The 24,503-nt window shown below is 43.2% G+C and carries 21 protein-coding genes; 16 read left to right on the forward strand and 5 right to left on the reverse strand.

Annotated elements, in window-relative coordinates:
• On the reverse strand, positions 1-1,365 hold the full coding sequence (locus M3M38_RS04870; protein ID WP_252813749.1) for a hemolysin family protein: 1,365 nt from the start codon (positions 1,363-1,365) through the stop codon (positions 1-3).
• A gap of 210 nt (positions 1,366-1,575) precedes the next feature.
• Between M3M38_RS04870 and M3M38_RS04875 the strand changes: the two genes are divergently transcribed.
• Positions 1,576-2,001 carry an Hsp20/alpha crystallin family protein gene (locus M3M38_RS04875; protein ID WP_252766631.1) on the forward strand — a complete coding sequence of 142 codons (426 nt, stop codon included), beginning with the start codon at positions 1,576-1,578 and terminating at the stop codon, positions 1,999-2,001.
• Positions 2,002-2,147: 146 nt separating this feature from the next.
• Entirely contained in the window at positions 2,148-4,505 is a 2,358-nt protein-coding gene (locus M3M38_RS04880) for an HAD-IC family P-type ATPase (protein WP_252813750.1), read from the forward strand.
• 58 nt (positions 4,506-4,563) lie between these two features.
• On the opposite strand, the gene M3M38_RS04885 is transcribed toward M3M38_RS04880, so the two are convergent.
• Positions 4,564-5,079, reverse strand: coding sequence for a flavodoxin (locus tag M3M38_RS04885; protein WP_252813751.1), 516 nt, complete (start codon positions 5,077-5,079; stop codon positions 4,564-4,566).
• A 304-nt stretch (positions 5,080-5,383) separates the two neighbouring features.
• Between M3M38_RS04885 and M3M38_RS04890 the strand changes: the two genes are divergently transcribed.
• Positions 5,384-6,190 carry a manganese catalase gene (locus M3M38_RS04890; RefSeq protein WP_252766634.1) on the forward strand — a complete coding sequence of 269 codons (807 nt, stop codon included), beginning with the start codon at positions 5,384-5,386 and terminating at the stop codon, positions 6,188-6,190.
• Positions 6,191-6,466: 276 nt separating this feature from the next.
• Positions 6,467-8,308 carry a MucBP domain-containing protein gene (locus tag M3M38_RS04895; protein ID WP_252813752.1) on the forward strand — a complete coding sequence of 614 codons (1,842 nt, stop codon included), beginning with the start codon at positions 6,467-6,469 and terminating at the stop codon, positions 8,306-8,308.
• Positions 8,309-8,468: 160 nt separating this feature from the next.
• Here the strand turns inward: M3M38_RS04895 and M3M38_RS04900 are convergent, their stop codons facing one another.
• A complete protein-coding gene (locus tag M3M38_RS04900) occupies positions 8,469-8,645 on the reverse strand; it encodes a hypothetical protein (RefSeq protein ID WP_252813753.1) in 177 nt (58 codons plus the stop codon).
• A gap of 165 nt (positions 8,646-8,810) precedes the next feature.
• Between M3M38_RS04900 and M3M38_RS04905 the strand changes: the two genes are divergently transcribed.
• From M3M38_RS04905 to M3M38_RS04935, 7 genes are all read left to right on the forward strand, one after another.
• The gene (locus M3M38_RS04905) at positions 8,811-9,560 is read left to right on the forward strand and encodes a nicotinamide mononucleotide transporter family protein (protein WP_252813754.1); all 750 of its coding nucleotides are present in this window, start codon (positions 8,811-8,813) and stop codon (positions 9,558-9,560) included.
• Positions 9,561-9,876: 316 nt separating this feature from the next.
• Positions 9,877-10,890 (forward strand): ABC transporter ATP-binding protein, encoded by a 1,014-nt coding sequence (locus tag M3M38_RS04910; RefSeq protein ID WP_252813755.1) that lies wholly within the window; start codon positions 9,877-9,879, stop codon positions 10,888-10,890.
• Positions 10,890-11,858, forward strand: a complete 969-nt coding sequence (locus M3M38_RS04915) for an ABC transporter ATP-binding protein (protein WP_274705782.1) — start codon at positions 10,890-10,892, stop codon at positions 11,856-11,858. The genes M3M38_RS04910 and M3M38_RS04915 overlap by 1 nt, the downstream gene beginning before the upstream one ends.
• Before the next feature lie 2 nt (positions 11,859-11,860).
• Complete coding sequence (locus M3M38_RS04920) at positions 11,861-12,820, forward strand: ABC transporter permease (RefSeq protein ID WP_252813756.1); 960 nt, start codon at positions 11,861-11,863, stop codon at positions 12,818-12,820.
• Between the two features lie 15 nt (positions 12,821-12,835).
• Positions 12,836-13,777, forward strand: coding sequence for an ABC transporter permease (locus M3M38_RS04925; protein ID WP_252813757.1), 942 nt, complete (start codon positions 12,836-12,838; stop codon positions 13,775-13,777).
• Between the two features lie 88 nt (positions 13,778-13,865).
• Positions 13,866-15,653 carry an oligopeptide ABC transporter substrate-binding protein gene (locus tag M3M38_RS04930; RefSeq protein ID WP_252813758.1) on the forward strand — a complete coding sequence of 596 codons (1,788 nt, stop codon included), beginning with the start codon at positions 13,866-13,868 and terminating at the stop codon, positions 15,651-15,653.
• Positions 15,654-15,830: 177 nt separating this feature from the next.
• The gene (locus M3M38_RS04935; protein ID WP_252813759.1) at positions 15,831-15,998 is read left to right on the forward strand and encodes a hypothetical protein; all 168 of its coding nucleotides are present in this window, start codon (positions 15,831-15,833) and stop codon (positions 15,996-15,998) included.
• 313 nt (positions 15,999-16,311) lie between these two features.
• Here the strand turns inward: M3M38_RS04935 and M3M38_RS04940 are convergent, their stop codons facing one another.
• Both M3M38_RS04940 and M3M38_RS04945 read right to left on the reverse strand, forming a co-directional pair.
• Entirely contained in the window at positions 16,312-17,865 is a 1,554-nt protein-coding gene (locus M3M38_RS04940) for a multicopper oxidase family protein (protein WP_252813760.1), read from the reverse strand.
• 97 nt (positions 17,866-17,962) lie between these two features.
• A complete protein-coding gene (locus tag M3M38_RS04945) occupies positions 17,963-18,850 on the reverse strand; it encodes a LysR family transcriptional regulator (RefSeq protein ID WP_274705807.1) in 888 nt (295 codons plus the stop codon).
• 142 nt (positions 18,851-18,992) lie between these two features.
• Between M3M38_RS04945 and M3M38_RS04950 the strand changes: the two genes are divergently transcribed.
• From M3M38_RS04950 to M3M38_RS04970, 5 genes are all read left to right on the forward strand, one after another.
• The gene (locus M3M38_RS04950; RefSeq protein ID WP_252813762.1) at positions 18,993-20,651 is read left to right on the forward strand and encodes a malolactic enzyme; all 1,659 of its coding nucleotides are present in this window, start codon (positions 18,993-18,995) and stop codon (positions 20,649-20,651) included.
• Positions 20,652-20,683: 32 nt separating this feature from the next.
• Positions 20,684-21,676, forward strand: coding sequence for an AEC family transporter (locus tag M3M38_RS04955; protein ID WP_252813763.1), 993 nt, complete (start codon positions 20,684-20,686; stop codon positions 21,674-21,676).
• A gap of 112 nt (positions 21,677-21,788) precedes the next feature.
• Complete coding sequence (locus tag M3M38_RS04960) at positions 21,789-22,424, forward strand: HD domain-containing protein (RefSeq protein ID WP_252813764.1); 636 nt, start codon at positions 21,789-21,791, stop codon at positions 22,422-22,424.
• Positions 22,425-22,436: 12 nt separating this feature from the next.
• On the forward strand, positions 22,437-23,078 hold the full coding sequence (locus M3M38_RS04965; protein WP_252813765.1) for an HD domain-containing protein: 642 nt from the start codon (positions 22,437-22,439) through the stop codon (positions 23,076-23,078).
• A 235-nt stretch (positions 23,079-23,313) separates the two neighbouring features.
• Positions 23,314-24,489 (forward strand): NAD(P)/FAD-dependent oxidoreductase, encoded by a 1,176-nt coding sequence (locus M3M38_RS04970; protein WP_252813766.1) that lies wholly within the window; start codon positions 23,314-23,316, stop codon positions 24,487-24,489.
• Positions 24,490-24,503: the final 14 nt, after the last annotated feature.

Genomic DNA, 24,503 nt, shown 5'->3' on the forward strand with positions numbered 1-24,503 from the left:
TTAATGCTCTTCTGAATCGTCGTCCGTGGTCACGGGAGCTTCGGTGACTTCGAACCAGTTAATAAATGAGTTTTCGTAATCAAGGACTTTAAAGTTAAAGTGGCCAATTTGCACCACATCACCGACTTCAATGTGTGGGTAGTGATCAATCACGAACCCAGCAATCGTCACAATGTCTGATTCGTTAAATTCCTTGATTTGCGTATCAAAATACTTCTCAAAGTCGTAAGTATTGAGTTTCCCACTGATTTTGTAAGAACCACTTGGTTGTTTGAAAATGTAGGTATGACTTGATGGGTCAATTTCATCCCGTACAGTTCCAAAGAGTTCTTCGTAGATATCTTTGTCGGTGATAATTCCGGAGGTTCCCCCGTATTCGTCGATAACGACCACAATGGGTTGGTGGTTCTTAATCATTTGTTGCAACACGATCGAAATCGTAGTGGTTTCTGAAGTGGTATCAATTTTCCGAATCAAAGTGGTAATTGGTTTATCCGGGTTAATTTGCGATTGCTTGATTAGATCATAGATGTAGACATAGCCGAGGATGTCATCCTTATCGTTATCTTTCACAACGGGAAGCCGACTAAACTTTGTGCTTAGGTAAGTTTCAATCGCATCGCTAACGGTATCGTTGACGTCGATGGTTTTGAGCTGGGTCCGGTCAATCATGATGTCGCGGGCCGTTTTATCGTTAAGTTCAAAAGCTCGCCGCATGTATAGGTAGTCGTTTTGCTCGAGATCCCCGTTTTGGACGGCGGCTTTGGAAACACTTAGGATTTCTGATTGTGATAATGCTTCGTCGTTTTCGTTGGCAACTGGTAAGCCTAGTAGCTTAACTACTCCAGAGGCGGAAACGTTCAGTAACCAGACGAAAGGATAGAAGATGACGTGGCAGTAGTGCAAGGGGGTGCTAACCACGTTTAATACCTTGAGGGGCATATCGATACTCAGGTTTTTGGGCAGGATTTCCGTAAAAACCACTTCTAGGTAGGTTAACACGATAATTCCTAAAATGGCTCCGATTCCGTGCGCCGTAGCGCTGGGAGTGCCCATTCCGTCGTGACCAAGTACCCTGACAAAGACAGCAATTGCAAAGGATTCACCAATCCAACCCAGGATGATTCCAGCTAACGAAACTCCCACCTGGGTGGTAGACAGGTATTCATTTAGGTTTTTTACCATGTGTAGTTCACGGGTTAATTTCCGTTTTCGTTTGGTAGAAGTGTTTTCGTCATCGAGTTCCTCTTGCAGGGCCGTGGTTCGGGTTTGCACCAGGGCAAACTCACAGGCCACGAAAAAGCCGGCACAAAAGAACGTGACTAAAATAATAACTAAGTCGATAAATATCGATCCAGTAACCAAAGTAGCATTCCTCTTTTCGTTGATGTAAGTAAATAAAAATAGTAAATAGTTGCTAACTAATCCTATTTTAAACAGTTATCTCTCATTTTACCATAATATTGTAGAAAACGATTTTGAAACTTTAGGCTAATTAGTTGCCTTGTTGACTAGCAGGACCTAGAATATAAGCGTCAGGAAACTGATAGATTAATTGGTAAAGGGGTTTTTGAAATGGCACGGAATGAAATGCAAAACAACGGTCGCAATCCATTAGATGATTTCTTTGGGAATTTTGGCAAGAGTTTGTTGACTTCAGTGGCTGGAGATAACCAAATGAAGACCGACGTGATTGAACACCAAAACGATTATGAAGTGGTCGTGGAATTGCCAGGTTTTAAGAAACAAGATATCCATCTAACTTATAACGATGGCACTTTGAACGTTCATGCTACAAATGACATTAATGCAGAAATGAAAAATGAGGATGGACACGTCTTGAGTCAAGAACGTCGTTCCATGGATGTGACCCGGTCCTTTTACTTGCCAGACGTGGACGATCAAAAAATTGATGCCAATTACCACGATGGCTTGTTGAAAGTTACCTTGCCAAAGGTTGCTTCCGCTGATGATGGTAGCAACAACATTGAAATTAAATAATTAAATCTAATAAAACATCTGGTCCCAGTTCGGGCGAGATGTTTTATTTTTGCTTAAATTTGGCGGAAACAAGAGTTTGGAGTCCGTGCTGGATTTAGATTTCTGTATACTATATGTTAGTAAAAGGACGAAAGTGGGGATTTAGCATGCAAGAATTAACGGGTTTAACCAGTGCGGAAGTCCAAGTGCGAGTTCACCAAGGATTAAAGAATACGGAACCTAAACCCCTTACCAAATCAACGGGTCGGATTATTGCCGAGAACGTTTTTACATTATTTAACTTAATTAACGTGGTACTAGCAGTCATGGTCTTTACGACGGGGAGCTACAAAAATATGCTCTTCCTGTTGATTGCCACGGTAAACACCCTGATTGGGATCTTTCAAGAGCTCCGTTCGAAACGCCAGATTGATAAAATGGCGCTGTTGTCACATTCATCGATTACGGTGATCCGGAATGGAAAGGCGGAATCGATTGCCCCAGCTGAGATAGTGGAGGGTGACACGTTAAAGATTACGTTGGGCGACCAACTGCCGGTGGACGGGAAAATCATTGCCACTCAGGAACTGGAAGTTGATGAATCACAAATTACGGGGGAAGCCGATCCAATTACCAAAGCAGTTGGTGATTCCGTAACGTCGGGAAGTTTTGTGGTTAGCGGGAATGCATACGTTCAGGTAACCAAGGTGGGCGATGCGACCTTTGTAAACTCCTTGACTGCCAAGATTAAACCAACTAAGCAAAATAACAGTCGTCTGTTGCGATTAATCAACCGGATTATTCGGATTCTCACCATTATCATTGTGCCACTCGGGGCCATTTTGTTGGCATCACGGTTTTTCCATGGTGTGGGCTACAACCAGGCCATTTTAGGCACGGTCGCTGCCATGATGGGAATGATTCCGGAAGGACTGGTGTTACTATCTTCGGTAACGCTGGCAGTTTCCGCGTATAACTTGGCTCGGCAACACGTATTGGTCCGGGATTTAGCGTCGATTGAAACACTGGCCCGGGTTGATACGATTTGTCTGGACAAAACGGGAACGATTACGACGGGGAAGCTACAATTTAAAGAGCTACAACTAGCAACAAATAACTATTCTACAACAGAGGTAAGTGCCATCTTAGGATCGCTGGTCAACGGGATTGCCGATACCAACGAAACGGCCCAAACTTTGCAGCAGCACTTTACCGAACATCCCTACGTCGTTAGCCACGTGGTACCGTTTTCTTCGGCTCGCAAGTGGAGTGGCGCAGAACTGGGTGACACGGGTAACTTTGCCCTGGGAGCTCCCCAGTTTGTTTTGGATCTAACGCCCGCCCAGCGAGAGCAAGTGGCAACGTTTGCTAAAGCTGGGAACCGAGTTTTAGCCTTAGTTCAAGCAGATCACATGACAACCACGGAATTGCAGGGAACCCGTTTATTGGCGTTCATCTTAATTACGGATGTGATTCGGCCGGATGCAGAATCGACCTTAGAGTACCTGCGCAACCAGGGGGTTACCGTGAAGGTGATTTCTGGTGATGATCCGACGACCGTGGCTCAAATTGCCCGCGCCACGAACATTCCGGGTTGGAATCAACTGGTAGATATGAGTCAGGTGCCGGACGATGCCGATTATCGAGAACTTACCAACCGGTACAAGATTTTTGGCCGGGTCAAACCGGACCAAAAGGAACAACTAATTAAGGCACTCCAAGCCAACGGTCACACGGTTGCCATGACCGGAGACGGAGTTAACGATATCTTGGCATTGCGGCAGTCAAATTGCGGAATTGCGATGGCCAGTGGAAACGAAAGTACCAAGAGTATCGCGGATTTTGTGTTGATGAACTCGAACTTTTCGGCGCTCATTAACGTGCTCAAAGAAGGACGACGGGTCATCAACAATATTGATAGCATTGCCTCACTCTACCTGATTAAGACGATGTTTTCGGTGATGCTCAGTATTATTTTCTTGTTCTTGGCCAAGGATTACCCCTTCGAGCCAATTCAGTTAACGCCGATTAATAGTTTGATGGTGGGCATTCCGTCATTCTTATTGGCTTTAGCTCCGGCCTTTCATCCCATCAAAGATCGCTTTGTGGCGGGAATTACGGGGATTTCATTACCATCTGCTTTGACGGTGGTCATTAACATTTTAGTGATCAATGGGATTGGGGCGTTACTGCACTGGAATCAACTGCAGCTATCCACGTTGAGTGTGCTAATCACTGGGTTTGTCTGCTGGCAAGCGTTGATTCTGGTCAGTCGACCGTTGAATCCATATAAATCAACGGTGGTCTTAAGCAGTATCGTTCTTTTCTTGTTAACCTTTATTTTTTTACGCCACTTCTTTGGTTTTGCCTCGATCTTCAGTTGGCCACTGGGGGCAGTTGGATTGGTCTTAATCCTATTAATTAATCCGTTGTTTCTGGGACTACAACGACTGGTTGATCGGGTTACTCCGGTTGTCCAGACGTGGCACCACCAGCTGCAGCACCGGTTTGCACGATCTAAATAATTATTAAATAAAAGAGCTATCATCGATGCGGATGATAGCTCTTTGAGTTTTTTACGGATTAGTTTTGGTTCAGCCAATCATTAATTTGATCTTGAACTTCTTGTTGGTAATTACCAGTAATGACGAAATCTTCGCCATCGCTTTCGTTCCCGCCCTTTAAGGTCAAACCAGGGAGCACGTTGGCACCCTTAGCGAGTTCCTTGATTTGGGAGAAGACGGTGCCCGTTCCAAAGCCTGAGTTGGTGGCGAAAGGAAGCACCGTTTTACCATTAAAATCATAGCTAGCTAAGAAGCTGGCCACTGGTTGGGGTAAAGCCATGTCCCAAGTGGGAGTTCCCAGGTAAATGTGATCATACTGAGCAAAATCAGTTACTTGTTCAGCCAATTCAGGGTCATGGTGGGATTCTTGATCAGCTTGGGCGACAGTTAATTGTTGTTGGAAAGTCTTTGGTAGCGGGTCTTTAGTGGTGATGGCAAATAGGTCGCCACCCACTTGTGCTTGAATCATTTCGGCAATGGCTTTCGTATTTCCGGTTCTAGAAAAGTAGGCAATTAAATTTTTAGTTTCTGGCATGATGGTTAATTCCTTTCGGGGTTAAAATAATTTATTACAAATTAATCATAGCATAATGTTCATCCAAAACAGGCTGAAAAGCCCGGTTAATCATGCTTATGAGCGATCTCAATTGTCAATTAAAATAATTTTCTGAATTTTTTTCGCCAAAAATAAGCTTTTTTGATAGACAATAAAAATTCATCGTGATATATTTAATTGCGTGCGATACACAAGCGGGCAACTGCTTAACGTGCGGCATGAAAACTATTGGGAAGTAGCTGATGTGGATCAGCTACGGTAAAGAACAGAAAGGATGTTTCTTATGTTTAAACACACACGCAAACTACAGTACAACGCCAAACCAGATCGTCCAGATCCATTAATGGCTCGTCGCTTACAAGAATCATTGGGTGGCCAATGGGGTGAAGTGACTGGTATGATGTCTTACCTTTCTCAAGGTTGGTCTTCAACTGGTGACGAAAAGTACAAGGATCTTTTATTAGACACTGGTACTGAAGAAATTGCCCACGTAGAAATGATCTCTACTATGATTGCCTACTTGTTAGAAGGTGCTCCATTTAGTGAACAAGATGCTGCTTACGAAAAGGATCCTGCTTTAGCTTCTGTAATGGCTGGTATGGACCCAGAACACGCCCTTGTTCACGGGATGACTGCTAGCTTAAACAACCCGAACGGTTTTGGTTGGAACGCTGGCTACGCTACTTCTAGTGGTAACCTGGTTGCTGACATGCGGTTCAACGTTACCCGTGAATCAGAAGCTCGGCTACAAGTTAGTCGTCTTTACTACATGACTGAAGACGAAGGAATTCGTGACATGTTGAAGTTCTTGTTGGCTCGTGAAACTCAACACCAACTTCAATTCATGAAGGCTCAAGAAGAATTAGAAGATAAATACGGAGTAATCGTACCTGGTGATATGAAAGATATTGAACACCAAGAATTCTCTCACGTATTGATGAACTTCTCCGATGGTGAAGGTTCCAAGGCCTTTGAAGGACAAGTTGCTAAAGACGGTGAGAAATTCACTTACCAAGAAAACCCAGAAGCAATGGGTGGAGTTCCTAAGACGAAACCTGCTGACAAGCGGCTTCACAACGACCAAGGTTAATTTTTTAATCCATTTTTCAACGAAAGACCGAATCTGCATTTGCAGAATCGGTCTTTTTGTGTTTAAATAAACACTTACTCTATTGATTAAATTATTATTTTACTTGTTTAAGATTTTGAAAGTATAAGTTTTTTACCTGATTCATTAATTTATATTAATGAATCAGGTTTTTAAATGAGTAAAAATTTTTAAAGGAAGTTTAGGTGGTCACTGGGAGAAATAGTTATATGCTAAGATTTTAATTTTTAATAAAAATACATAGGAGTGAGACTTTTAATGTTTAACATAAAAAGCTTTTTAGTGTTTATTGCGACCCTTGTGGCATTTATTAGTAGCTACGGATTAGTTGCTGGAGCTGCGACTAATAATGACGTTAGTAGTAACATTACATCATTAACTGCTAATCCTGATAATTTAAATGATGGGGACATCACTACTGTTCATTTTGAATTTGATGACCATAGTCAACCAATTAAACCTGGGGATACTTTATCAGTTAATTGGCAGGGAGATAAAAATGTATATGGTAATGGTTATGAAAAGGAAATGGATTATAAAATTGACGGGATTAGTGTTGGGACACTGAAAATTTTTGAGTCTAAAGCGACCATTACGTTTAATGACAACATTAGTAATGTTAATAATGTCAAAGGCTACGCGGAGTTTCCAATTAAAGGTAGAAATGTAACGCCAACTAATGATGCCAATACTGGTTATTTTAATCTTTACGGTGGTTCTAAGAATGTTAAAATCACCGTTAATAAAGCAGCGACGACTCCATCTAAAGAAAATTTTTACTACAAAGTTGGAGAAATATTGACTGACGATGCTAATCGAGTTCGCTGGAGTCTTAATATTAATAATAATAAAGAAAATGTTAATAATTCAATTGTAATCGGTGATCAAACCCAAAGCGGACAACAACTAGATCCAAGTACATTTAATATTTATATTGATGGTAAAATTAATCAAAGATTTATTGGTAAAAATGCAGTTAATAATTTTAAAGCTGCTTATCCTGGGGTAACTTTTGATATTAGTGGAAATGATTTTAAATTAATCATCCCAGAGAGTTTAGCTTCGGGTAATCATATTAATATTGATTATCGAGCAAATATTGAAGATTATAATCAAACAACTTTTTTAAATAATTCTCAAATTAGTTATCAAGTTGAGAATGAAACCCCGGTTGTTGAAAAGGAATATGATGCGAGTGCCAAGAATATTAATATTAATGGTGGGATTGACGGAAGTGGAATTACTCAAGTATCGGTTAATAAAGTTTGGAATGATAACAATAATGAATACGGAGCAAGACCACAGAATGTAACTGTTCAGTTATATGCCAATGGTAAGCCAACTTTGCAACCAATTACTTTGGATGATGCGAATGCGTGGAAATATGTTTGGAGTAACTTAGTTAAACAAATTAATGGAGAGCCAGTTCAATATAGCGTGAAAGAAATAAATGTACCTGAAAATTATGAACAATCAATTAGTCAAAATGAGTCACAAAAATTTATTATTACAAATACTTACAAAAAAATTCCAGTGGCTGGCGGCAAAGTAACTGTTAAATATGTTGATGAGAACGGTAATGAAGTGGCTACCCCAGAAATCTTGACTGGAAACATTGGTAATGATTATGAAACCAAAGAAAAACATGTCGATGGATACACGTTTAAAGAAGTTCAAGGTAATAAGCTAGGTAAATTTAGTGAAGAAGCTCAAACAGTAACTTATGTTTACACTAAAAATAATATTAACGTACCAGATAATCCCAAGAAGGATGATGGGGCTGACGTACCAGATAATCCCGAGAAGGATGATGAGACTAACGTACCAGATAATCCCGAGAAGGATGATGGAATTAACGTATCAGATAAATCCAAAAAAGACGATAGGACTAATTTACCAGATAATCCCAAGAAAGATGATGGTACTAACTTAACGAATGATTCAAAACGGAATAAGAAAAATCCTGTTCATAAAATCATAGAAGAATTTAATAAAAAGTTACCAGCTACTGGATCTGAAATGGGGATTGGTTTAAGTTTACTTGGTTTTTTGCTTTTAACTATCGCTAGCTTGGTTTATGTAAAAAGTAAGCGTAAATAATTAATGATTTACTTTTACGGTAAGTAGCTGATTATTAGTCATTTATAAATAAGTTAAATCATTTTGATTTTTCATCATAAAGACTGGATTTGCATAATTGCAGACTCGGTCTTTTTTTGTTTATTTTTGATAAATACGCGGGCCACAATTGTGATGATGGTCAGCAACAACTCATTGCAGAGCGAGCAACCAAAGGTTCTTGCGGAGAATTATAGACAATTACGGGTAGGAGGTTGAGCACGGCATTTGTTTTAATGGCGTTGACCAAAATGTAAATCGGCACCAACCAGCTAACTAATGTAATTGCTAAGAGTAGGTAAAAGTAGCCTTTTTTCATGAAAAGCTCCTCCAAATTTAATTTTGTTACTAAATTAACAAATTTCATGCAGCAAAACAACATAATCGTGATAAACTAAGAGCGAATCTAATTACTTAGTGGGTTGCCATCCGCAAGTCGATTGTTCTTCGACACGCCACTTAAAAAACAAAAGGAGATTATACTATGCAATTATCCCAAAAATGTAGACAACAAATCATTAACTGGGCCTACCGGACAGCCGGTTCGAACTGGTTTGATTTACTAGGAGTTGCCATCGTACTAGCAGCTACCATCTCAGCTGGCTACTACGCCACCACGTTAGCGCAATCACCGATTCCGTGGCTTCATGACAGTACCTGGAGGTGGTTCCCTTTAGGAATTGTCTCCACGATTTCCGCGGTCTTGTCGGTACTATCTACGCGGTACGTGGGTAAGATTAATAACCTTGGGAATCTGATTGGATTCATTAACATTGTGATTGCCGGGTTTGTAGACTATGCGTTAGGAAACTTTGGGGCAATTTATACTTATCCAATTTCCTTCGTTCTCAACATGCTGGCCTGGTTCACATGGCGGACGATTTTTAAGCATCGGAAGGGAACGGTTCCGCATGCCAAAATTATCATGCCGTTAATTGCGGTATTTGCTGTAATCGTTAGCTTCGGAATTAATTACTTTGCGTTCCGTCAGGTAAACTTCTTGTTCATCATGACGTCGTTAGTGTTCTCGTTTTCATTGATGGCGGATACTTTGAACGTCTTTAAGGTGAAATCGCAGTGGACCGCTTGGGGCGTTTACAACGTCCTCCAATTGGTTCGAAACGTAACGATGGGAAACTGGGCCAACGTCGGCAAGTACATTTACTACGTGCTCAACTCGATGATTTCATTTGTCTACTGGAAGTTAACGGGAAAAGCTTTGGACCATAACTAGATTTTAATCTTGATAAAAATAAGTAATAAAATAAGCGTCTGCTTATTGCTGAAAAATGCAATGAGGAGGCGCTTTTTCATTTGAATAAATAATTAAACCAAAATAACGAGGAAAAATTAAAATTTTCTTCCTGTTTGATAATTCTGTAAAGTTGGCAATAAAAATAGGGTGAAAGCGAATTCAAATTTAGGAAAAATTAAAGAAGTTCGTTATTTTCTTAGTGAAAATTAAAAAATTGCCTTGTAAGTTAAGAAAATGCGTCCTATAATGAGTAAAATTTAAATTAAAGTTAAGTTATTTATTTGGAGACGATTTTATGACAGCACCGACAACAAAACGGCAAACGCTTCTCACGGTTAAGGATTTAACCACCTCATTTAAAATCGATGGGAAGTTTTATCCGGCGATTTCTGAAATTAATATGAAGATTAAACAAGATGAAATTCTGGCAATTGTGGGTGAATCTGGTTGTGGTAAGAGTACCTTGGTTAATTCCATCATGGGATTACAAGATCCTGCCGAAACTAAGATTAGCGGCGAAATCGACTTTGAAGGACAAGATTTAACCCAAATTGATGATAATACATACAACCAAATTCGGGGTGCCAAGATTGGCATGATCTTCCAGGATCCACTGTCAGCCTTGGATCCCCTGAAACGGATTGAAGATCAGATTCAAGAAACGTTGATCTATCATACCGATTTAAACGCAAATGAACGTCACGCACGGGTGTTGGAATTGTTAGACCAGGTCGGGATTGTGGATCCGAAGCGAACGGCGCACCAATTTCCCCACCAGTTATCTGGGGGAATGCGGCAACGGGTCGTAATTGCCATCGCAATTGCATGTAAGCCGGATTTCATCATTGCCGATGAACCAACCACCGCGCTGGATGTAACGATTCAAGCGCAAATTCTAGATTTACTGAGGAGCATCCAAACTGAAAACCACGCCAGCATCATCCTCATCACTCATGATTTAGGGGTGGTGGCCGAAACCGCCGACTACGTGCACGTTATGTATGCCGGTAAAATTGTGGAAAAGGGATCAGTTGAACAAGTCTTCAACGACCCCAAACATCCTTACACTCGTTCATTATTAAAATCAATTCCGCAAGCGGACAGCGAAAATGATGATCTTTACGTGATTCAAGGTTCCGTTCCATCATTGCAAAAGATGCCACAGACCGGAGATGCCTTTGCACCACGGATTCCTTGGATTCCGGCTAGTGACCACGAAGAACATCCTGAGATGCACCGCTTGGAGGATGGTCACGAAGTCCGGTGTACCTGCTACAAGAACTTTTACTTTAAGGAGGAAAGTGAATAATGAGCTTGTTAACGGTTAACAATTTAAAAGTTCACTTTCCCATTCGCGGCGGCTTTTTCAACCGCGTGGTCGACAAAGTTTACGCCGTCGACGGAGTGAGTTTTGAAATCCAACCAGGAGAATCGTTTGGATTAGTCGGGGAATCCGGTTCGGGTAAATCAACGACTGGAAAGACCATTATTGGACTGGAAAAAGCCACGTCCGGTGAGATTCAATTTAACGGGCAGCCAGTTGATACGAAACACGAACGGGAAAAGCTAAACTACGACAAAGAAGTGCAAATGATTTTCCAAGACTCCTTTTCGAGTTTGAACCCCCGCAAACGGGTGGAAAGTATTATCGCGGAACCACTGAAAAACTTCGAAAAATTAACTCCGGAACAAGAAAAAATTCGGGTCTTGCAACTAATGAAGATTGTGGGGCTGGCTCCCGACATGCTGTACAAGTACCCCCACCAATTTTCTGGGGGTCAACGGCAACGGATTGGAATTGCCCGCGCCGTAGCCATGAACCCGAAGCTGATTATCGCGGACGAACCGGTTTCTGCCTTGGATTTATCGGTTCAGGCGCAGGTCTTGAACTTCATGAAGAAGATTCAACGCGAGATTGGCGTTTCCTACCTCTTTATCTCTCATGACCTCGGGGTGGTGCGACACATGTGTGACCGAATCGCCATTATGAATCGGGGCCAAATTGTTGAAGTTGGTAGTCGAGCCGATATTTATCAACATGCTAAACACATTTACACCCAACGCTTACTCGCTGCCATTCCTAGTACCAACCTCGAAAAACGGCAGAGTAACTTAGAACATAGACGAGAGATTGAAAAACAATATCAGGAACATAAAGATGACTATTACGATGAAAACGGTCGGGTCTACCCCATGATTGAAGTTAGTCCCGGACATCTGGTTTCGTTACCACCAAAAGAAGCACTGCATTACAAGCAATTAAAGGAGGAAGATTAATCATGTGGAAAACAATTTTACGCCGAATCTTGATTATGATTCCCGAATTAATTGTCTTGAGTATCTTGGTGTTCTTGATGGCGAAGGCGATGCCGGGGGATCCATTTACTGGATCGATTAACCCGAAGAGCAACCCCGCTGAAATTCACCGATTGATGGCAGCCAATGGATTGTTTGATCCGTGGTACGTACAGTACTGGCACTGGGTGGTTAACTTGTTCCACGGCAACTTAGGGATGAGTTACGAATACCAGATGCCCGTGGTGGACTTGATTAAACAGCGGGGAATGAACACCCTTTGGTTAGCGGTCTTCACGATGATTCTGACCTACGCGATTGGATTACCACTCGGGATTTACGCCGGGAAGAACGAAGGAAAATGGTCGGATACTTTGATTCGGATTTACACCTACGTCACGATGTCAATTCCATTCTTCGTGGTCCTCGTAATTGGGATTTGGATCTTTGGATACGCACTCGGATGGTTTCCAACCTCTGGATCAATTTCACCGAGTGTTTCAGGCTTTGGACCGTCGTTACTATCTCGTTTAGGCCACATCATCCTACCGGGTCTCCTCGGAGCCTTGTTTGGAACTGTGAATATTATTCAATACTTACGGTCTCAGGTAATTGACTCCAAACATTCCGCCTTTGTAAAGACGGAAGTTGCCAAGGGGGTTCCTAGCAAGGCAATCTACCGGCACCACATCTTTAGAAACTCCGTGTTACCAATTGCCGCTTTCGCTGGCTACTCAATTACCGGATTACTAGGTGGTTCAATCTTTACCGAAATGATCTTCTCATATCCGGGGATGGGGCAACTGTTTCTAAATGCAGTGAACTTCCGGGATTACACTGTTATCACCACGTTAGTGTTACTGTACGGATTCTTGAACCTCTTAGGGACCTTGATTTCAGATATCGTCTTGAGTATCGTGGATCCTCGGATTCGGATTGAGTAGGAAGGAGGAACGAAGATGGCATATGAATTTAGTGGACGCGACGAGTTATCGGATGCCGAATTGCTCGAACTATCCAAAGAAGCTGAAAGTGAAGCTACCCCCAGCACCATTCGGGTGATGTTCAACGAATTTAAAGCAGATAAGACTGCCATGGCCTCAGCAATCTTTATTGTGGCTTTTATCCTATTAGTGGTAATTGGTTCCTTCTTTATAAACGTTCCACAAATCATGCAAACGGATTTGATGGGCTACTACGCGAAACCATTTACGAACTATATTTTAGGGGGAGACTCCTCTGGGCGACCAATTTTGTCGCAACTGGTTGTAGGGTCACGGAACTCAATCTTAATTGCGATTGGGCTAACCGCCATTTCTTCCACCTTTGGGGTGGTATATGGATTAGTTTCTGGTTATTATGGTGGGTACGTCGACTTAACCATGCAACGGGTTTACGACTTCATGATGATTATCCCGATGTTAATGACAATCATCGTGTTGGTTACGATTATCCCACACTACAACGCGATTACATTAACCCTGTTACTATCCATCTTTTACTGGATGGGAACGTCGCGGTTGATTCGGTCTAGTACGTTAGCCGAGTCGCAAAAGGATTACGTTGCTGCATCCAAGGTCTCTGGTACCAGTAATTTAAAGATTATGTTCCGAGAAATTTTGCCGAACATTTCATCTTTAATCATCGTTGATACCACGTTATCCTTTGCAGAAAACATCGGGGTGGAAACGGGACTATCTTACTTAGGATTCGGACTTCCCGATGGTACCCCATCGCTAGGGACGTTAATCGCGAATGCCAACGATCCCAACAACATCACGCAGTACTGGTGGACTTGGTTACCGGCTGCTTTAGAAATTATTCTGTTATGTTTAGCCATTAGCTACGTGGGTCAAGTATTACGGCGCACCGCCAATGCTTCCCAACGGCGTGGAAACTAAAATAATCAATCATTGAGGGAGGTGGTTGCGAATTTCACATCAGTTACGCGGTTCACAGCATCTAAAATTAAGGGAGGAAAAGCAGAAAATGAAGAAACGATACAAACTTGCTATGTGGGGAAGCGCAGCCTTAGTTGCCCTTTCACTAGCCGCCTGTTCTAATGGAGGAGACAGTGCCACGGCGAAAACGCCCAAATTGCCACAAACCTTTAGTGCCTCGGGAAAAGCAGATTCTAAAGCTAACGATGGAACTTTGAAGATTGGGGAAGTTTCTCCATCACCATTTACTGGGATTTCAGATCCATTGTTGATTAGTGCTAAAACCGACCAGGATGTTTTCTTACCTGGTGGGCAGAATAACTTATTTGCCACTGACAATAATTACAAAATTAAGGACGGTGGTTTGGCCAACCTCCGCTTAGACCGGAAGAACAATACTGCCACGGTTACGCTCCGGAATAACGCTAAGTGGTCCAATGGAATGCCAGTTACTGCTAAGGACGTTGAGTATTCCTATGAGGTATTGGCTAATCCCCAAACGAAGTCCCAACAATATTCCGAAAACTTTGAAAACATTAAGGGAATGAAGGACTACCATGAAGGAAAGGCTGCTGGTATTTCAGGAATTACTTTCCCAGATGGTGAAAACGGAAAGAAGACTGTGATTCACTTTGATCGGGTTACCCCGGCCATGCAATACGCTGGGAATGACTTTATGTGGGGAACAGTTGAACCTTACGAATATCTGAAAGACGTTAAGATTCCTGACCTAGTATCATCGGAAAAGATTCGGAAAACGCCAATCTTTACCGGTGCCTACAAGCTGGATAAAGTGGTTGAAGGTGAATCCACGAGTTGGAGTCCTAATAAGTACTACTGGGGTAAGAAAGCTCACATCAAGCACATTAATATCCAAATCGTTTCTCCAAGTAACGTGACCTCTGCATTGAAGGCCAAGAAGTATGACTTTACCCAAGGGGTTCAGGCCGCTGCCGATTATCCAAAGATTTCAAAGCTGAGTAACTATAAGGTGGTTGGTGCACCAGATCTAGGTTACTACTACTTCGGCTTTAACTTGGGTCACTTAGACACGAAGACGAACACGCAGGTTACGGACAAGAACAAGAAGATGAGTAACAAGAACCTGCGGCAAGCCATGATGTATGCCATTGATCAAGATGAAGTTACTAAGAAGTTTGGGAACGGAGTTTCATGGCGAGCTAATACCCTGCTTCCACCAGTATTTAAGAAGTACTACGACAAGAATGCTAAAGGATTTACTTACAATCAATCGAAGGCAGAGAAGTTGTTAGACCAAGCTGGTTACAAGAAGAAAGGCAAGTGGCGGACCCAACCGAATGGGAAACCATTGGAAATTAACTTTGCGGCACCAAACAGTTCTGAATCGGCTAACGCCACTAGTAAGTACTACGTGCAACAATGGCGTAAGTTAGGTCTGAATGTGAAGTTTACTACTGGAAAGTTAATGGAAACAAACAGTTACTTTGAAGCACTACAAAAACCAGACAACAAGGATATCGATGTTTGGAGAGGTGGTTTTAGTGTTAGTTCCGAACCAACTCCGACTGGATTGTACGGTAAGAGTGCACCATTCAACATGGGTCACTTTGTATCAAAAGAAAACACGCAACTGATGAGTAACATGAACAACGACAAGGCTTGGAACGAGAAGTACCGGGCTAAACAGTTTAAGGACTGGCAAGAATACATGAACAAGGAAACGGCTTACGCTCCTGCTTCATTCTCGTTAGACTGGCAACCAGTTAACAAGCGGGTTAAGGGTTACAGCGTTAAACCAGCTGATTCTGATGACGCATTTAGTAACTTGCAACTTACGCAAACTGAAACCAAATAATTTCTAATTTTTGGACTCATAACGATTTTATCGTTATGAGTTTTTTTATAACCAGGAGATGCTAGTATTAGAAAGCAACGAACTAACTTATATCTCATGTTGATTTCTATAACTTACAAAAGGATGCTTATCAATAGGAAGAAACTGATTTTACTTAGACGAAAAGAAGGGAGAATTATGATTGTAAATAATCTGAATCAGACGATTAGAATTGAAACTAATTCCAAAACAGAGTTTAAACGGATGCTAGATGTGATTCGTCCTTCCGCACAAACTAGAAAAAGTTTAGAATACAGGAAGAGTGTGAAACAAGCACAATCTAAATTAAATAAAGCAGCATTTTAAAAGGAGCAAACTTATGAACAAGAAACAGATTATTTCGCTAACGACCTTTGCAGTTGCTTTGGTTACTTTAGCCATTTCACTGTATGATTTTTTGCATGAACTAACGAATTTTGAGGATTAATTTAGTTTTTTATTGAAATGGAGTTGTAAATGAACAAAAATCAAGTTATTTCAGTGACCGCTTTTGTAGTTGCTGTGATTGCATTAGTAATTTCAATTTATGGTTGTTTCGTTAACTAATTAATTTTATCCATAAAAAAAGAGCCGCAACCGACAAAATGTCAGTTACGGCTCTTTTTAGTTTGCGTTTAAATTAGCACATGTCCATTCCCATCTTGTGGTAGGATTCCAAACTCTTGATTTTCAAGTCTTCTGGACGACAGTGCCGTTCTTCTGCTAGAGCATTCATCAAAGTCTTCATGTCCATCAACTTATACTTCTTGTATGGATCATCCTTGGTGTAAACCTGCAGTTGCGCCATCATTCCACCATCTTCGTGTTCGATGATGTGGCAGTGGTACATGAAGATTCCCGGGTGGTTAAACTTCATCTTAACCCGGACGGTTTCACCAGCGTTAACCCCGATGGTATCTTTGTAACCGCGTTCGTTTGGATAAGGAGCTTCACCGTTCCGCGAAACTACCATAAATTGGCCACCGTGAGAGTGGTATGGGTGAATCATTCCACCACAGCAATCGTTGGTGTTCGTGATGTCCCAGTATTCGGATTTGCCGAGTTCTTGCCGGTCATCAATCCGCATCATGCCGAATTTCTTTCCGTTGATTTCGACTTCTTCGTCAGTTCCAGACATCACTACTTGGTGAACCAATGAGTCCTTATCAGGATCAGGGTAGTCCATGTCAGCGAGGTGGTCAGGAATTTCCGTGTCGTCCTTAGCGAATTCGTGAATCTTGAACTTCAAGATTGGCGTATCGTCGGAGTACAGGGTCACTTCGTCGCCTGGTTTGTACTTACCAAAGTCCAAGACCACTTCAGTCCGTTCGGCACAGGTCATCATTAACTTGGTCAGGTAAACGGGTTCGGGCAGTAAACCACCATCGGAAGCGATTTGGGTCATCACCATGTCATCGCTCAGGTGTAAACGCCATTCCCGCCGGTTCGATCCGTCTAAGAAGCGTAACCGTAACTTTTGCGTGGTAACGTCAAAGTAAGGGTTTACCGTTCCGTTGATTAAGGCCGTTGGTCCTTCAGTTCCATCTGGATCGTAGTCATCGTCGTAGTTCCATTGGTTGTGTTCGTCGAAACGACGGTCTTGTAAGATCACCGGAATGTCATCGACACCGTAGTTACGTGGCAATGGCAGTGTGGCTTCGTGCTGGTCTTTTACGACCACGGCACAAGCCAAACCATGCCAAACATCCCAACCAGTTAATGGACATGGGTGTGCGTGCAACCACGTGGTAGCAGCTGGTTGGTGCACTGGGAATTCGATTTCCTTGGCTTCACCAGGGTAAACCGGGGCATGACAACCACCGTCAATGTAAGGACCGGGAACGTCTAAACCGTGCCAGTGGTAGGTAGTTAATTCGGGAAGACTATTTTTTAAGGTAACGTGGTAGTTCTTACCATCTTCATAAATAATCGTTTTCCCCAATAAACTTTGGTTGTAACCCCAAGTCTTGGTCTTTTCACCAGGTAAAATCTGGGTTTCTCCCGTTTGTGCTTCGACAGTGTACCAAACGTCGTTGCCGTCCACCTTGTCTGGTTTTAAGACTTCGGGGATGTTCAGTTTGCTTTCGGGAGCATCGTGTTTTTCCAACGGAACGTAGCCGCCATCATGATAATCATAAGCGGATTCATTGAAAAAGTAGTCAGTATAAACGTGATGTTGTTCTTGTTCTGCCATTGTTTTCCACCCTTTCTTTTGGTTCGTCTTTAGTTTACTACAATTCCAATTTGGATAAAGCTTTTTTTGCAAATCTTAGGAAAAAAGTAAGTTAGCTTTATTTATTTTGAATCTGCTTTGTAAGGACTTTGATGAGGTTCTTTTCTTTCGGCGTGAGCACGTGACTTTTGCGGTAGGCCACGGAAACGTAAAACGGGGGTAATTCGTCATCTTGAATGGGCAGAGCAACAACGTTATCGGTTTCCCGGATGGCTTCGTCCGTCAGCATGGCAACCCCGACGCCCCGACTGACCAGTTGCTTTAAAAGTTCGATGTCGCTGGTATTGTAACTGGTATGAACGTGGAGGCTGTGGTTCCTGATAAGTTGATTGAAAATTTGTTGGTGAATGAAACCGTCCGAAAATTCAATCACGTCCTGCTGGTCTAAGTCCCGGACCCGAATCTGTTTCTGCTTGGCTAACGGCGAGTTGGGTGGCACAATTAGCTTAAATTCACTGCGAGCAACCACCTGAGCGTCAATCGTAGGACTTTCTAAGGGAGCTGCTGATCCCAAGAGAGCGACGTCAACGCTGCCCTGTTTCAGTCGGTCTAGCAACGAGGCGGACCCCCCTTCGACGTTATCCAAACTATCGAGAATATCATCTTTCCGGAGGGTAATAGCTAGTTCAGGGAAGTAGTAATTGGCAATGATCGGGGGCATCCCAAAGTTAATGTGCCCGCGCCCGTTGTTGTTTAAGTCATGCTGAATTGCTTCAACCTGTTCCGCAATTTTTTGGGTGTGTTCATATAAAGTTTGGCCTGCTTGATTGATCTTTACGTGATGGTGGGCTTGATTCCGATTAATTAGTTCCACGTTAAATTCGGTTTCTAGCCGGTGAATGGCGATTGAAACGGTGGGTTGGCTAACCCCAAAGTACGTGGACACGGCCGTATAGCTCTTTAGTTCAACGAGTTTATTAAAGTAGAGTAAATCCTGGAGTTTGATAGTGACACCTCATATAAATTCTATTTATGGAAAATCCGAGTTTGACTATCATTTTCCGTCTCTTTTAAGATAGACGTGTTCAATGAATAATCTGAAAAGTAAATGTTACCTAATTATACTACGGAAAAAGGAGTCTTAGTTTATGACAAAGAGTCAAGAGATTGTAAATAACCCCTTCTTAAACAAGGGAACGGCCTTTACGGAGGCAGAACGGAAAGCCCTCAACCTGGAAGGAATGTTACCACCACGCGTCCAAACCCTCGATCAACAAGTGGATCGGGTATACGCTGAATACCAACAAAAGAGTAACGACTTAGAAAAGCGCGTTTACTTAATGAGCATTTTTAACGAAAACCGGGTGTTATTCTACGCCACGTTTGCTAAGCACGTGAGTGAATTCATGCCCGTTGTTTACGATCCAACTATCGCAGATTCGATTGAAAACTACAGCCGGATGTACGTGAACCCCCAAAATGCTGCTTTCTTATCCATCAATGATGACAGTCGGGAAACGATTCGGCAAAGCTTAGTGAATGCTGCTGAAGGTCGCGACATTGAATTATTAGTGGTGACCGATGGGGAAGGAATTCTCGGAATTGGTGACTGGGCAACCCAAGGAATCGACATTCCCGTTGGAAAGTTAATGGTATATACAGCTGCGGCCGGAATTGATCCAGCGAAAGTTTTGCCAGTGGTCTTAGATGCCGGAACAACGCGTGATGAATTACGGAAAGATCCGTTGTACGTGGGGCTAGACCAAGAACGGGACTACTCCGACAAGTATTACAACTTTGTTGATAACTTCGTCCAAGAAGCTGAAGATTTATTCCCGAACCTGTACCTGCACTTTGAAGACTTTGGTCGTTCTAACGCTGCTAACATCTTGGATAAGTACAAGGATGAATTCTTGGTCTTTAACGATGACATCCAAGGAACGGGAATCATTGTGTTAGCTGGAGTTCTTGGAGCTTTGAACATCTCTGGTGAAAAGATGACAGACCAAACTTACTTGTGTTACGGAGCTGGAACTGCCGGAGCCGGAATTGCACAACGGGTTTGTGAAGAAATGGTCCAAGCGGGTCTATCTGAAGATGAGGCCAAGAAGCACTTCTACATGGTGGATAAGCAAGGACTCTTGTTTAACGACATGCCTGACTTGACTCCAGCTCAAAAGGAATTTGCTCGGAGTCGTTCTGAATTTGATAACAGTGAAGATCTAACTGACTTACTTTCGATTGTAAAAGCCGTTCAACCAACCATTATGGTGGGAACTTCAACCAACCCCGGTGCCTTCACGGAAGACGTTGTGAAAGAAATGGCTGCTCACACGGATCGTCCGATTATCTTACCAATCTCAAACCCAACCAAGTTGTGTGAAGCAAAGGCCGAAGACTTGATTAAGTGGACCGACGGACGGGCTTTAGTTGCTACCGGAGTTCCAAGTGCTCCCGTTGAATACAACGGCGTTACTTATGAAATCGGTCAAGCTAACAATGCGTTGGTTTACCCTGGAATTGGCTTAGGAGCTATCGCTGCTACTGCTACCACGTTAAACGATGCCATGATCAGTGCCGCTGCTCACTCTTTAGGTGGAATCGTGGATCCTAAACAACCTGGAGCAGCCATCTTACCACCAGTGGATCAACTCACGAAGTTCTCACAAACGGTGGCCAATGCCGTCGCCCAAAGTGCTGTGGATCAAGGCGTTACCAGAGAACAAATCAGTGATGTCAAAGGAGCCGTGGAAAACGAAAAATGGTACCCGGTTTACACTGATCTCACTGACTTAGCAACTAAATAAATTTGTTTTTAACTTAGGAGGATTGAACGTCAATGACAGCGTTTTTAACATCATTGTCAAGTGTCGGTGAAATCGTCCTCGTCATTGCCTTAGGTTATTGGTTACGAAAATCAGGCCGATTAGGCGACACTTTCAAAGGCAACATTTCGTTCATTATTATGAACATTGCATTACCAGTTTCCATTTTTATGTCCGTGGTGACCAACTTAAATCGGGACAAACTGATTAGTCTGTCCAGCGGGTTACTGTACGTCTTCATCAGTTTTGTGATCGGATATGCGGTCGCCATCGCGTTGACCTACTTGTTTAAGATTCGCAAGGGGCGACGCGGAACCTTTATTAACATGTTCGTGAACGCCAACACCATCTTCATTGGGATGCCACTGAACATGGCCCTGTTCGGGGATAAAGGATTACCATACTTCCTGCTGTACTACCTGATGAACACAATTTCGACTTGGGCAATTGGGATCTTCTTCATTTCTGCGGATGATCCAACCAAGACCAAGTCAGATGGTGGCTCGGCTAAGTTTAACTGGAAGAAGTTACTGCCAGCACCGTTGATTGGATTCTTAGTGGCCTTAGTATGGTTAGTGCTGGGATTACCCATTACCTTCATCGTAGAACCACCGGCTTTTCCAATGCTTGGAAAGACCTTTACGATGATTGGTGGCTTAGTAACACCATTGTCACTGATTTACATTGGTATTATTCTGGCGGATGCCGGATTAAACTCAATTCACTTTGACCGGGATTCGATTCTAGCCCTCGTGGGTCGGTTCGTAATCTCGCCGGCCATTATGATTGCGGTCTTGATGACCTTCACTGGGATGGGAGCTTCGGTTCCAGGACCAGAATTAAGTACCTTTGTCATCCAAGCTGCTGCACCGGGATTGGCAGTCTTACCAATCTTAGTTGGAAACGCCCACGGAGACGTCGACTACGCTACCAACGTGGTCGTTACCAGTACGGTGCTCTTCGTCGTGGTAGTGCCAATTTTGATGGAAATTATTACCTTCCTATAATCAAGAACTGTAATTACAAAAGGGGTTCTGCCAGAGGCAGACCTCTTTTTGTGTTTCCAGCCCGTTTGTGGCAGAATTAAACGAATAATGGAGAAAGGCGGATGGAAGCACAATGACAGAACGACTAACGGCAGTTGCCAATTTTGCCCAGCAGATGATGACGGGAGACCGTTCGGGGCATGGTTTTGATCACATTGAACGAGTGGTTAATCTGACCCGTCAGTTGCTGGCCGAAAATCCGGTTAACGGTGAAATTGCCCTCACAGCAGCATATTTACACGATTGTTTTGATGATAAGCTAACTGATGATCCGGCCGCCCGCCGCGCAGAGGTGGTGAACGAGCTGACGCAGGTGGGTTACCAACCAGCTGAAGTGGACCACATTTTATCAATCATTGACCACATGCCGTTTGCCGCTAACCTGGAACAGCACCAGGAATTAAGCCCAGAAGGTCAGTTGGTACAGGATGCCGACCGGCTGGATGCCATCGGGGCGATTGGCATTGCTCGAGCCTTTTCGTACGGAGCCGTGCATGGGTATGCGATGTATGATCCGAAGGTGCAACCTCGCGAAAATTTAACGAAGGAAAACTATCGGCAGCCGGAAACAACGATTAATCATTTTTATGAGAAGCTGTTTAAGTTGCCGGACCAAATGAACACGGCGACGGCTCGGCGGATTGGAAACGAACGGAAACGCTACATGCAATCCTTTGTGACAGAGTTTAAGCGGGAGTGGGAACTGTAAAAGGAGTAACCCATGGATGAACGATTGCAATTAGTAAGGGAATACGTGCAAGCACAACTGGCGTCTGACCATACGGGGCATGACTTTGCCCACATTCAGCGGGTGGTTAAACTGACGCAAACGTTGTTACGAACGGAATCAGCGGATGCAACGTTGGCGCTGACAATTGCCTATCTACATGATGTTCCGGACGAAAAACTGACGGCTAATCCAGAACAGAAACGACAAGAAATTGCCACAAAACTGGCCAAATGGGGTTATTCAGCGGCAACCATTCGGTTAATTATGGACGACATTGCCCATTTGTCATTTTCCACTAACTTGCAACATCACTATGAGCTGGATTCGGCGGGGCAACTGGCGCAAGATGCGGATCGGTTAGACGCCATCGGTCCGGTGGCGATTGCCCGCACATTTGCGTATGGGGCGGTCCATGGGATCCCCTTGTATGAAGCGCATGCAGATGCTTCAGAGTTGACCAGTAAAAGTGCATATCGGCATCCTACTGACACCTTTCATCACTACCAAGCGCGGACCCAGCGGGTGATGCAGCAGTTAAATACCACGACGGCACAGCAACTGGCGCAACCACGGTTAGCGGCGACCCAACGATTTTTAGATCAATTTCTGGCTGAATGGCAAGGAAAAAGGTAACCTTCTGATGAAACTCTCATCTGCGTTAGCAGGTGGGAGCTTTTTTGTGATTGATTCTGAATCCTACGGGAATAATTGCTCCAATTAATCCCCAATTTAATTAAAAGTGACAAAGTGTTACAATGGACTTGAGCCTAGTAAATTCAGCGTTCCGTTGGATTTAGAATGTGGTAAGATTAGATGGGTAAAAAAATTGCTAGTTAGATGAACTAGCCAATAGAAGGAGGCAAGTCAAATGAAAAAAGTATTAGTGATTGGAGCTGGGTTTGCTGGACTCCGGGCGTGTAAACGACTAGCAAAAAGCAAGCAAGACCTTGAGGTTACTCTAGTCGACCGGACTCCTTACCATTACGATTCCACGCAACTTTATCGCGTGGCGGCGGGCAGCATTGCTCCCGAGAAAATTATGTTCCGGATTGAAGACATCATTAGTCCCAAGATCAAGTTCATTCAAGATGAGGTTCAAGTGATTAATGGGAAGCAAAACACGGTGACGTTGGCTAACCACCGAGATATTAGTTACGACTACCTGTTTAACGCGCTGGGCTTTGAACCAGAAACGTTCAACACGCCGGGAGCAGATACAGATGGGCTCCAAATTAGTAACATTGAAAACTCTAGTCGGGATGCCAAGGCACTGCAGGATTCCTTAGCGAAATATGCACAAACTAAAGATCCAAAGTATTTGAGCATTTTGACCGTCGGTGGTGGTTTTACCAGCATCGAACTGTTGGGTGAATTAGTACATATGGTGCCAACTTGGGCTAAAAAATACGGATTTCAGCCGAATGAATTAAAGATTACCTGTGTGGCGCCCGCCTTTTTAGGGATGTTTAACGAGAAGCAATCTACATATGCAAAGCGATACTTGGAAAAGAAAGGCGTTAACTTTATCCTGGGTTCAAACGTTAACAAGGTAACGGATGATGGGGTTTACTACGGTCAGGATAATCAATTCCTGCCGGCTGCCAACATTTTCTGGACTGCTGGAGTGAAGGGTAGCGACGTTATTGCCGCTTCTGGATACGACCAACACCGTAACCGGGTCGCCGTCAACGACGACATGAGCTTACAAGCTTACCCGAACCAGTACCTCATTGGAGACGTTTCAGCCGTGAAGGACCCTACTTCAGGACAGATGTACCCCACGACTGCGCAAATTTCGATTTACGAAGCTAGTAACGCGGTCGCTAACTTAGAAAATAAGTTAGCCGGTAAGTCCGTGGCACCGTTTAACTACCATTCATTGGGAACGGTCTGCTCACTCGGACCACACAACGCGGTTGCTGATGTTTCGATGTTAGGCCTGAACGTTAAAATTAACGGCTTCATCGCTGCTGTCGTTAAAAACATCATTTTCAAACGTAGTAGTTACGAACTCTCTGGGTTGAAAATGATGCTACAAAGTTAATTGAGGAGAGATGA

It is taken from the genome of Fructilactobacillus cliffordii (assembly GCF_024029355.1).
GTDB classification, from domain to species: Bacteria; Bacillota; Bacilli; order Lactobacillales; family Lactobacillaceae; genus Fructilactobacillus; species Fructilactobacillus cliffordii.